This window comes from Rhodococcus sp. 15-649-2-2 (assembly GCF_002258645.1).
Taxonomy (GTDB): Bacteria; Actinomycetota; Actinomycetes; order Mycobacteriales; family Mycobacteriaceae; genus Rhodococcoides.
In genome coordinates this window covers 236,166-247,099 of sequence record NZ_NPFM01000031.1, presented here as the reverse complement: position 1 = coordinate 247,099, position 10,934 = coordinate 236,166, and the positions used below count along the sequence as shown (strand labels likewise).

Genomic DNA, 10,934 nt, shown 5'->3' with positions numbered 1-10,934 from the left:
CTGAGCGGTATGGCCGCCACGTTCGAAGACATTGCCAAGGGCAAGTACGTACTGCTGACGACGTTCAAGAAGGACGGCACCGGGGTGCCGACGCCGCTGTGGGGTGCGCTCGACGGTGACCGACTACTCATGTGGACGGTTGCCGATTCGTGGAAGGTCAAACGCATTCGCCGCAACCCACAGGTGACGATTGCGGCGTGCGACATGCGCGGCAATCCGCAGGGCGACGCAGTGGACGCCACCGCCGAGATTCTCGACGCGACCGGCACCGCGAAGGCCCGCGCAGCTGTCGCGTCGAAGTACGGAATCCTGGGCTGGCTCACCGTGAAGGGCAGCGTGCTGCGTCGAGGAAAGAGCGGCTCGGTCGGGCTGTCGATCACCGCAGCCTGAAATCGACACATCGGCACCATCGCTCGCATGCGCGGTTCCGAATGCTTCACGAGGCAGCTTCCCCTGCTGCCGGAATGGAGTATCACGTGCCTATCGCAGTGACCGACTACAACCACGTCCGTCTCACCGTTCGCGACATCGAGCGATCGAGGTCGTTCTACGACTCGGTGTTCGGCTTCGAGGTCGCATACGCCTGGGATCCCGACGCCGACGAGGAGACCAAGAAGGCGCTGTGGTTCCTGTTCGGTGGAGTCATCTACAAGTTCGGCGGGGGACTGCTCGGCCTGCGTCCGGTCGCACCGAGCGACGACACTTTCGGTGAAGACCGCTGCGGGCTCGACCACTTGAGCTTCACCGTGGACACGCGAGCCGCACTCGAAGACGCCGTCAAAACGCTCGACGATCTCGGCATCGCCCACGAAGGCATCAAGGACGCAGGGCCCGGGCTGTCCATCGTGGAGTTCCGCGACCCGGACAACATCGCGCTCGAGCTCTCCGGCCCCGATAAGTAGCCCGGACCTACCTCACTGAGCGGCGCTGACCGAGGACATGTGAAAATCGGGAATGCGCAGCGGCGGCATCGCCGTGCGGGTGAACCAGTCCTTCCACTCGCGCGGCAGTGTCGCTTCCGTTGCACCCGCTTCGGTGACGCGACGCAGCAGATCCAGCGGGCTTTCGTTGAACCGAAAGTTGTTCACAGCACCGGTGATTCGACCGTTCTCGATGGCGTAGACGCCATCCCTGGTCAGTCCGGTGAGTAACAGTGAGGTCGGATCGACCTCACGGATGTACCAGAGTGTCGTCAGGAGCAATCCGCGTTCGGTGTCGGCCACCATCGCGTCCAGGTCTGCGTCCGTGCCGCCCGTCATGACGAGATTTTCACCCGGCACCGCGACGGGTGCTCCGTACTTGCCGGCCGATGCGCGCGGATACGCCAGAGCAGAGACCGATCCGTCACGTACCCAGTCCACCCGCTCGATGTCCATGCCGTTGTCGAACACCGACACCGAATCGCTGGACGATCCTGCCACCACGAACGGCGCGTACTCGAGACCGACTGCGCGCGGGTCCGAGTACAACGTCAGCGGCAGAGCGGTGAGCTTCTCGCCCACGCGCGTTCCGCCTGCACCCGAAAGCGCGGTGCGGCCTTCCTGCGCACCACGTCCCTCCATGGTCCACATCAGGTAGATCATCAGATCCGCCACGGCCGACGGCGGTAGCAGCGTCTCGTATCGTCCTGCCGGAAGCTCGACGGTGTTCTGCGCCCAGCCGAGCCGGGTGGAGAGCTCGTCCAACATGTTCTCGGCAGACACATCCCGAAAGTCCGTGGTGCCGGTACCGACCCAAGCGCTGGCCCCGGATCGTTTGCCGTTGATCTCGATCGATCCGGTCGGCTGCGTGAAAGTACGACGCAGGCCGGTCGAGGTCCCGAGCCAGACGTTGTCGACCCGATGCTGGGCGAATCCGTACAGGGCATCGCGACCGTCGAACCCGACATTCAATTCCGTTGCCAGGGAGCCGAACACATCGATCGACGTGTGTTGCGCTCGGCGGTCCCAGTCCTGCGGGTCCGAGGCCGACTCTCGAGGCAGCAAGGGCATCGCGTCGTCGGCGGGCTCCGCCGATCGCGCCGCCGCCTCACTCGCGCGTACCACGGCCTCGATGTCGTCCGGATCGACACTCGTCGACGACACAGTGCCCACTCGAACGGATGTCGAGTCTCGCACGATCGAGACCACCTCCCAGCGCCGCGAGGTCGCGATTCCGTTGGTGGTCATCGAGTTCCCGGCCCACCGCAGTGTTGCGTCGCTGGAGTCGGTGACGATCACGATGGTGTCGTCGACGCTCGCGCAGGCGAGGGCGCGCTCGATCACGTGTTGTGCGGCGATCATCGACCTGCCTCCGATCGGGTGTTGAGAACGTTGACGCCGCGGAACAGTGCTGACGGGCAACCGTGGCTGACGGCGGCAACCTGGCCGGGCTGCGCCTTGCCGCAGTTGAAGGCACCGCCGAGCCGCCAGGTGGACGGTCCGCCGAGCAGATCCATCGAACCCCAGAATTCGGTGGTGGTCGCCTGATACGCAACGTCGCGCACTTGGCCGTCGAGCACGCCGTTGCGAATGCGGTAGAAGCGCTGACCGGTGAACTGGAAGTTGTACCGCTGCATGTCGATCGACCAGGACTTGTCGCCCACGACGTAGAGGCCATCCTCCACCGCACCGATGAGGTCGGCAGTCGTTCGGTCGGTGTTCGGGTCCGGCTGCAGCGACACGTTCGCCATGCGCTGGATCGGAACGTGATGAGGAGAGTCTGCGTATGCGCACCCGTTGGACCGCTCCAGCCCGAGCCTAGGGGCGAAGACGCGATCGAGTTGATAGCCGACGAGTGTCCCGTCGCGGACCAGATCCCACCGTTGCGAGGCCACTCCGTCGTCGTCGTAACCGATGCTGGCCAGGCCGTTGACTTCGGTCCGATCGGCAGTGACATGCATGATGGGCGATCCGTACCGCAACGTCCCCAACTGGTCCGGCGTTGCGAAAGACGTGCCTGCGTACGCTGCCTCGTAACCGATGGCTCGGTCGTATTCTGTTGCATGACCTACGGACTCGTGAATGGTCAACCACAGATTGGTCGGGTCGATGACGAGGTCGGTCGGTCCGGCCACCACGGTCGGTGCCTTCACTTTCTCCGCCAGCCATTCGGGAATCCGGGCCAATTCGTCGGCCCAGTCCCAGGTACTGGTTTCACCGAGGTATTCCCAACCACGTCCCACCGGTGGCGCGAGGGTACGCATGGTTTCGAAAGCACCGACGGACCGGTCGACGGTTGTTGCCTCGAACTGGGGATGCAGCCGCACCCGCTGCTGAGTGATGCTGCTGCCGGCCAGATCGGCGTAGAAAGACTGCTCTTTGACCTGCAGCACCGACGCGGTGACGTGGTCGACGCCGTCCGACGCGGCCAGGCGGGACGAGTACTCCGCGAGCAGCCCTACCTTGTCGGCGGTGGGTACCTCGAACGGATCGATGTCGTAGTCCGATACCCAGGTCGCATTCGAGTAGACAGGCTCGTACGCGAGCTCGACCCGTTCACGATTGAGCGCACGGAGCGCCGTCGCCACTTCGACTGCCTTGCGGGCTGTCTCGGACGCTGCGTCGGTGCCGAGTTCGGCATGGGAGGCGAACCCCCAGGTCCCGTCGACCACGACCCGCACGGCGAGGCCGATCTCCCCGGCATCGACCGAGGACTGAACCGAGCCGTCGCGCAGCGAGATCGACTGTGTCGTCAATCGCTGCACGCGTACATCGGCATGGGTGGCACCGGCCGAGCGCGCTGTGCTCAGTGCGGCATCCGCGAGGGCCCGCAGGGGCAGGGCGAGGAAGTCGGCGTCGACCGACCGATCCGGTTGTCTCGTCACTGCACCGACGCTAGCCGAACTGCTGCCACCCGAGTCGGAGGACCATCCCCACCACGACGACGAGCAGGACAATTCTGACGAAACCGGCACCTCTGGCGACCGCTGTTCTGGACCCGACCACCGCCCCGAACACGTTGCACACCGCCATGGCAGCTCCGAGTTGCCAATACACGCTGCCGGTGGCGGCGAAGAACGCGAGGGCTCCGACGTTGGATCCGACATTGATCACCTTGGCCATTGCAGCACTGCGCACGAATTCCGTTCCGAGCATCGTGGCGAACACGATGATGAGAAACGTGCCGGTTCCGGGCCCGAGGATTCCGTCGTAGAAACCGATTCCCGCGGCCGCGAGACCGACGACGATCAGAACTTTGCGATGCGTCGGCGGCGACGACGCCACGGTTCGACCGATGGTAGGGCGACACGTCACGAGTACTGCCACGCCGACGAGAACGACCATGATGATCGGGATGAACAGCTCGCGGTCGATCAGCGAGACTGCGGCAGCACCGGCCGCCGAGGTCACCGCGGCGAGGACACCGGCCGGGACCAGGACTGTCCAGTTCAGCGAGACCTTCCGAGCGAAGGTCACGACTGCGGCGACGGTACCGAATACCGCCGTCGCCTTGTTTGTCGCGAGCGCCGCCTGCTGCGTCATTTGTGGTGCCACGAGCAGGATCGCGGGCAACAGGATCAGGCCGCCTCCACCGACCACGGCGTCGACCCAGCCAGCGGCTGTCGCAGCCACCATGAGCAGTCCCCAGTCCGCGGCAGTCATACGGCAAACTCAATCACATGCGTCGTTTCAGCCTGTGGCTCCGTGGGCAGCCCTTCGTAGCCGATGCATTGCTGGCGGCAGGACTGTTCGTCGTCGAGATCTTGGTGTTCGTCAGTTCTGCCGATGGACTGAACGGGCCGTTGTTTCTCGTGTTCTCGGTCGTGTTGGCGGTACCCGTTGCATGGCGGCGACGCTTTCCCCGGTCGATCGCGGCTTTCACTCTGGTGGCCACGGGCATCTGCGATATCGCGGGCGCCATGGTGGGCGACGCCGTCAACGGTCACCCGGCGACGCTGGCCCTGCCGATCATGCTGTACACCCTGGTTGCGTACGTAGGACGAGTTCAGGGTGCCGTCTACGCCGTTGCTCTCGCGGCGTATTCGGTAGCGTCCATGCTGCTGTTCGACCAGCCGATCTTCACGACACTGTTGTTCGGTGCGCTTCTCTACGCGCTGTCCTGGCTCGCGGCAGAGTTTCTCGGTGCTCGGCGGGCCTACGACGAGGCGACTCAGGCTCGACTGGTCGTCGCCGAGTACGACCGAGACCGCCGCGCCGAGGAAGCCGTGATCGCGGAACGTACGCGCATCGCGCGTGAACTTCACGACGTCATCGCCCACAGCGTCAGTGTCATGGTGGTTCAGGCCGACGGCGCCTCGTACGCCATCCGGCGCAATCCCGAGCGCGCCGAGCAGGCTGTGGCCAACATTTCCGCGACCGGTCGGCTTGCGCTGGCAGAGCTGCGCCGAACCGTCGCGCTGATGCGCACCTCCCCGGACTCGGACGACATGCCTCACTACGGCACAGCCGGCCTTGCCCGGTTGGTCGAGATGATGGGCCGCGCCGGGTTGTACGTCGAGCTGGAGCAGACCGGAAATCTCGACGACATCAGCCCGGCAATCAGCCTGGGAGTGCACCGTGTGGTGCAGGAATCGCTCACCAACGTTCTGCGGCACGCCGGCCACGCACCCCGTGCCGTCGTCAAAGTGGTGCGGGAAGAAGATGTTGTCACCGTCGAGATCTCCGACAACGGCACCGGCACCGACGCGGTCTCATCCGTGGACGGCGGGGGACACGGACTGCTCGGGATGCGGGAGCGGGTGGCCGTGCTGCAGGGCACGCTGCATGCGGGCCGCACTCCACACGGCAGCTGGCTCGTGCGAGCGACGCTGCCGATCGAGTGAAGGCTAGGTGCCTTTTACAGCTAGGTTGGATCGGTGCCGATCACCGTTGTCGTCGTTGACGATCAAGAGCTCATGCGCATGGGATTGAACATGGTGCTCGAGGCCCAGGACGACATCGAAGTGGTCGGTGAGGCATCCGACGGTGCCGGTGCCATCGAGGCCGTGGACAGGCTGGCACCGGCTGTGGTGTTGATGGACGTCCGCATGCCCGGCATCGACGGTGTGTCCGCCACTCGATCTATCACTGAATCCGGTTCCGATACAAGGGTTTTGGTGATGACGACATTCGATCTCGACGAGCATGTCCTGGGAGCGCTTCGGGCGGGCGCAAGTGGATTCCTGCTCAAGGACACACCACCAGAGGATTTGGTATCCGCAATTCGCAGCGTGGCCGCAGGCGATGCCGTCGTCTCACCGAAGGTCACCAAGCGGCTGCTCTCGCGGTTCGTCGCCCAGTCCGTTTCGACCACCGATGCGTCGGTTCTCGACGCACTGACCGGTCGTGAGCGGGAGGTACTGGTGCACTTGGCGACCGGTCTGTCCAATGCCGAGATCGCGGCGGTACTGCACCTGTCCGAGGCGACGATCAAGACGCACATCGGGCGGATTCTGACGAAATTGGACGTGCGCGACCGAGTACAAGCGGTCGTTCTGGCGTACGAGACCGGTCTCGTACGACCGGGTTCCTGAGAATTTCTCGGCAAACAGGGCACTTCGGGAGCGATTTCGTCGGCTCGAGCGTTGTACCGGTGAAGCGAAGAAAGGACCGTCATGCTCGCTCTGTTCGTACTTTATGTCGTCGTCGAGGTCGCCGCACTGGTCGCCGTCTCGAGCGCGCTCGGTGTGCTGTGGACCGTGGTGTTGTTGATCGGTGGATCGCTGATCGGCTCGCTGCTGGTGCGATCGCAGGGTAGACGCGTATTGGACGGTCTGCGGAGAGCATCGCGCGGTGAGCGGTCGGCCGGCGGCGCAGTGGCCGACGGCGCTCTGTTCGCGGCGGGGTCCGTGGCGATGTTCGTCCCCGGCCTGGTGACCACGGTGATCGGTTTGCTGCTGCTGATTCCGCCGACTCGGTGGCTGTTGCGCCCGGCGGTGATGTGGGCGGCTGCGCGTTGGCTGCCGCAGGTCGCCACTGCGACGCGGCGCATGCGTCCGACCGTCATCGACGGCGAGATCCTCGACGATCGCGTCGAAACCACGGGCACAGCGTCATCGGCGGCGGGTTCTGCACTCGTCCTCGAAGGTCAGGTGATCGAGGCGGACCGTGACGATCGGCCGACCGGGGATTTCCGGAAGCCGCATCGGTAGGGGCAGACTGGTCGTTCGTGACCACCGAATTGTTCTGCGGCGGACGGATCTACAGTCCGATGGCCTCCGACGCCACCGCCATGGCCGTGACCGATGGAGTCGTCAGTTGGATCGGTGAGGATCGCACCGGCCGTGCGCTTCATCCCGGAGTGCCCGTCACCGACCTGGCCGGCTCCTTCGTGGCACCGGCTTTCGTCGACACACACGTACACGTCACCGATCTGGGGTTGTCCCTGATCGGACTCGATCTGTCTCACTGCCGATCCCTCGACGACTGCATGCGTGCACTCGCCGAGTTCGCAGCGAAGACGTCCGACGCGCTGGTGTGGGGGCACGGCTGGGACGAATCGGAGTGGATCGAACGGCGGTCACCGACGACGTCCGATCTCGATGCAGCAGCTCCGGGCCGGCCGGTGTACCTCACGCGAGTCGATTCGCACTCGGCTGCCGTCTCGACGCCGTTGCGGGCGGCGGCGTCCGGTATCGACACCGCCACGGGGTTCTCGCCACAGTCCCCGCTCACCGCCGACGCACACCACCTCGCGAGGCTGGCGGCTCGCGCCATGCTCACCACGGACACCCGCACCCGGGCCCGTAAGGCGGCGCTGGACGACGCAGCAGCCAAGGGAATCGTCGCCGTGCACGAATGCGGGGGCCCGATCGTGTCGGGAATCGACGACTTCCGTGAACTGATGGCTACCGCACACGGGGTGGAAGTGCGCGGCTACTGGGGCGAGCCGGTCGACACGGCCGAGCAGGCACGGCAGCTGCTCGCAGACACCGGCGCGCACGGCCTGGCAGGCGACATCTTCGTCGATGGCTCGCTGGGGTCGCGAACCGCATGGTTGTCGTCTCGCTATGCCGACGGCCCAGGAACGGGAGTCTCCTACCTCGACGTCGACGCGATCACCGCGCACATCTCGGCCTGTACCGCGGCCGGGGTCCAAGCCGGCTTCCACGTCATCGGAGACGCCGCGGTCACGGCCACCGTCACTGCCTTCGCGCGTGTGGTGGCCGAACTCGGCACACCTGCCGTTGCTGCATGCGGACACCGACTCGAACATCTGTCGATGGTGACACCGGAACAGTCCGATCTCCTGGCCTCGTGGGGCGTGATCGCCAGCGTGCAACCGCTGTTCGACTCACTGTGGGGCGGTTCCGAAGGACTCTATGCGGCACGGCTCGGTGCCGAACGCGGTTCCGCACTCCATCCGTTCGCCCGATTGGCCTCGGCCGGCGTTGCCCTCGCTTTCGGTTCCGACGCACCGGTCACGCGCCTCGACCCATGGGCGACGGCGAGGGCCGCCGTCAACCACCACACGGCGGGCAGTGCCGTTTCACCCCGAGCTGCGTTCTCCGCAGCGACGCGGGGAGCGTGGCGCGCGGGCGGAGTCCGAGATGGCGTGGCGGGCACGCTGGTGCCGGGTGCGCCTGCATCCTTCGCGGTGTGGGACGTCGACGAACTCGTTGTGCGGGCCCCCAAAGACAGCGTCCAACGCTGGTCGACGGACCCACGTGCCGGGGTGTCACCGCTGCCCAGCCTCGACGCGTCGGCCGAAAGCCCGCGTTGTTCGATGACCGTGCATCGCGGCAAGGTCATCCATGAACAGTGACAGAGTTCCGGCGGTCGCGACGACGCCGTCACGGGGTGATCGTCTACGCAGGGCCACCGTGTCGACCCTGCTGTCGGTCGGTGCCGGTGTACTGATCTTCGCAAGCTTCCCTCCTCGGACCCTGTGGTTCCTGGCACCGATCGGCATTGCGGTACTGGCGCTGGTGTTGACCGGCTTCGGCGGTCGACGATCGGTGTCACTGAAGGCAGGCTTCGGCTACGGGTATGCCGCCGGCCTCGGATTCTTCGTTCCGCTGCTGCCGTGGATCGGTGTGTACGTGGGGCCGATGCCGTGGTTGGCGTTGGCTGCCGCCGAGTCCGTCTTCGTCGGATTGTTCGGGGTTCTCGGTGTGGTTGCAGCGCGAAGTGCCTGGTGGCCACTGTCGTTGGCGTTGGCGTGGAGTCTGACCGAATGGCTGCGGTCGAGTGTTCCGTTCGGCGGCTTCCCGTGGGGTCGGCTGGCTTTCGGGCAACCCGAGGGTTGGTTGCTGCCGTTGGCGAGCGTGGGAGGCGCGCCGCTGCTCACTTTCGGGGTGGCCCTGACCGGAACCGGCCTGGCAGCGCTGATCCTGGCGAGCTGCCGTCCGCGCACTGTGCGATCCTTCGTCGTTCCCGTGGCCGCGACGACGGTCGCGTCCATCTTCGCGCTGGCTCTGCTACCGACCCTGCACACAAACGACGCGGAGGACGGCGAACGCACGGTCACCATCGCGGCCGTGCAGGGGAGCGTTCCGCGATTGGGTCTGGATTTCAACGCACAGCGCCGCGCAGTTCTGGACAATCACGTACGGGAGACCATGACACTGGCCGCCGATGTCGAGGCGGGCAGACAACCGGCTCCGGATCTCGTGGTGTGGCCGGAGAACGCGTCCGATATCGATCCGTTGCGCAATCCCGATGCTGCGACTCTCATCACTCGAGCATCGGTTGCGGTCGGCGCGCCGATCCTCGTGGGCACGGTGCTCGTCAATGCCGATGGCACGAACTCGAATTCCGTCATTGCCTGGAACGGTGACGACGGCCCCGGCGAGAGGCACGACAAGAAGATAATTCAACCGTTCGGCGAGTACTTGCCCTACCGAAGCTTTTTCCGTTTGTTTTCGGAATATGCCGACCGGGCGGGATATTTCGTCCCCGGCAGTGGTAACGGCGTGGTGCACGCCGCGGGAATAGCCGCCGGAATAGCGACGTGCTACGAGGTCGCATTCGATCGCGCCCTCGAAGAATCGGTCAGGTCCGGCGCGGAATTCATTGCCATCCCCACCAACAACGCGACCTTCGGCGACACCGAAATGACCTACCAGCAACTTGCGATGTCGCGAGTACGAGCCGTCGAACACGGAAGGACTGTCGTGGTGGCCGCGACGAGTGGGGTCAGCGCGATAGTCTCGCCCAACGGCGCCGTGTTGCAACAGACGCCGCTGTTCACCCCCGACGTACTCGTTTCGAGTGTTGCACTGCGTCGAACGCACACCGTCGCCACTCGGCTGGGCTTCGGATCAGAGCTGATCCTGTGCCTTTCTGCTGTCGGTGCACTCGGTGCGACCCTGCTGATCAGGCGGCGCGAGTTGCCACACAAACAAACATGAAGTCGGTAAATGCGGCATTTTACCGATCGCTGCGCCGGATAAATACCGGGACGTGACGCCCCTTCCTCTCGAGAAGTCATTCGTTCGATCGAATAGGGCACGTTCGAGTGGCGAACACGGTCACTCCTGTAACAGGCTGGAAGCGGTCGTCGATGCTTCTTATGACGACTGCACAAAAGGCTCCCGCCAATGTTGTATCTTTGTAAGCCGCTGGAGGTGTTGGAGGCCGATTTTCGGGTGCGGCTTCAGTGGGTGGACGGGCTGGACAGCTCCGGCCACACGTTGTAATGGGATCGAAGGGTCGGCATCGACGTTGCGTTCGTGCCGGACACCTGTTCGGGGAGGGGAAGCTCGTGTCGCAGACACTTATCCAATTGGTCGTCGTCTCACGCTCGTCCTGCGAACTCACAGTTCGGTCGAAGCGGTAGAACCAGGGAGCCGCCCCGTTTCAATCCGGTCGGCGATGCGCGACGAAGCAATACGAGCCCTTTCAGTACATCGAGCGTGTGTGAACCGACACGAACGCAGACCAGAACGGAAGCCAGAATTGCTCAATCGCGCGCACCAGCCGCCGCGGCTCGACACCCCGAACCGGACCGAAACCTTCGAGCCGATGAATTCGGCGTCGGATTTCGCCACCGCGACCGTGCCGCCGAAGGGC

Annotated in this window: 10 protein-coding genes; 7 read left to right on the top strand and 3 right to left on the bottom strand. The window is 64.9% G+C overall.

Going from position 1 to position 10,934, the window contains the following annotated elements:
- The first annotated feature begins 9 nt into the window (after positions 1-9).
- Both CH305_RS21910 and CH305_RS21905 read left to right on the top strand, forming a co-directional pair.
- Positions 10-390 carry a PPOX class F420-dependent oxidoreductase gene (locus tag CH305_RS21910; protein WP_094704891.1) on the top strand — a complete coding sequence of 127 codons (381 nt, stop codon included), beginning with the start codon at positions 10-12 and terminating at the stop codon, positions 388-390.
- A gap of 86 nt (positions 391-476) precedes the next feature.
- The gene (locus CH305_RS21905; RefSeq protein ID WP_032403691.1) at positions 477-902 is read left to right on the top strand and encodes a VOC family protein; all 426 of its coding nucleotides are present in this window, start codon (positions 477-479) and stop codon (positions 900-902) included.
- A 12-nt stretch (positions 903-914) separates the two neighbouring features.
- Here CH305_RS21905 and CH305_RS21900 read toward each other — a convergent pair whose 3' ends face one another.
- From CH305_RS21900 to CH305_RS21890, 3 genes are read right to left on the bottom strand one after another with little or no spacing between them, the layout of a single operon-like run.
- Positions 915-2,282 (bottom strand): metallopeptidase TldD-related protein, encoded by a 1,368-nt coding sequence (locus tag CH305_RS21900; protein WP_094704890.1) that lies wholly within the window; start codon positions 2,280-2,282, stop codon positions 915-917.
- Positions 2,279-3,805, bottom strand: coding sequence for a TldD/PmbA family protein (locus tag CH305_RS21895; protein ID WP_094704889.1), 1,527 nt, complete (start codon positions 3,803-3,805; stop codon positions 2,279-2,281). The genes CH305_RS21900 and CH305_RS21895 overlap by 4 nt, the downstream gene beginning before the upstream one ends.
- Positions 3,806-3,815: 10 nt before the next feature.
- On the bottom strand, positions 3,816-4,583 hold the full coding sequence (locus CH305_RS21890) for a TSUP family transporter (protein ID WP_094704888.1): 768 nt from the start codon (positions 4,581-4,583) through the stop codon (positions 3,816-3,818).
- 17 nt (positions 4,584-4,600) lie between these two features.
- Here CH305_RS21890 and CH305_RS21885 point away from each other — a divergent pair, with 17 nt between their 5' ends.
- The 5 genes from CH305_RS21885 to lnt all read left to right on the top strand — a co-directional run bounded on the left by CH305_RS21885 (position 4,601) and on the right by lnt (position 10,273).
- Positions 4,601-5,764, top strand: coding sequence for a sensor histidine kinase (locus CH305_RS21885; RefSeq protein ID WP_094704887.1), 1,164 nt, complete (start codon positions 4,601-4,603; stop codon positions 5,762-5,764).
- A 33-nt stretch (positions 5,765-5,797) separates the two neighbouring features.
- On the top strand, positions 5,798-6,454 hold the full coding sequence (locus tag CH305_RS21880; RefSeq protein ID WP_032403435.1) for a response regulator transcription factor: 657 nt from the start codon (positions 5,798-5,800) through the stop codon (positions 6,452-6,454).
- Between the two features lie 81 nt (positions 6,455-6,535).
- On the top strand, positions 6,536-7,072 hold the full coding sequence (locus CH305_RS21875) for an FxsA family protein (RefSeq protein ID WP_032403436.1): 537 nt from the start codon (positions 6,536-6,538) through the stop codon (positions 7,070-7,072).
- Between the two features lie 17 nt (positions 7,073-7,089).
- Positions 7,090-8,685 carry an amidohydrolase gene (locus CH305_RS21870; protein WP_256983953.1) on the top strand — a complete coding sequence of 532 codons (1,596 nt, stop codon included), beginning with the start codon at positions 7,090-7,092 and terminating at the stop codon, positions 8,683-8,685.
- A complete protein-coding gene (lnt, locus tag CH305_RS21865; RefSeq protein ID WP_094704886.1) occupies positions 8,675-10,273 on the top strand; it encodes an apolipoprotein N-acyltransferase in 1,599 nt (532 codons plus the stop codon). The genes CH305_RS21870 and lnt overlap by 11 nt, the downstream gene beginning before the upstream one ends.
- The last annotated feature ends 661 nt before the right edge of the window (positions 10,274-10,934 follow it).

Bases quoted from the DNA above. Each gene is read 5' to 3' on its own strand.
- CH305_RS21910 (WP_094704891.1), top strand. From the start codon at position 10: ATGGCCGCCACGTTCGAAGACATTGCCAAGGGCAAGTACGTACTGCTG.
- CH305_RS21900 (WP_094704890.1), bottom strand. From the start codon at position 2,282: ATGATCGCCGCACAACACGTGATCGAGCGCGCCCTCGCCTGCGCGAGC.
- CH305_RS21890 (WP_094704888.1), bottom strand. From the start codon at position 4,583: ATGACTGCCGCGGACTGGGGACTGCTCATGGTGGCTGCGACAGCCGCT.
- CH305_RS21885 (WP_094704887.1), top strand. From the start codon at position 4,601: ATGCGTCGTTTCAGCCTGTGGCTCCGTGGGCAGCCCTTCGTAGCCGAT.
- CH305_RS21875 (WP_032403436.1), top strand. From the start codon at position 6,536: ATGCTCGCTCTGTTCGTACTTTATGTCGTCGTCGAGGTCGCCGCACTG.
- lnt (WP_094704886.1), top strand. From the start codon at position 8,675: ATGAACAGTGACAGAGTTCCGGCGGTCGCGACGACGCCGTCACGGGGT.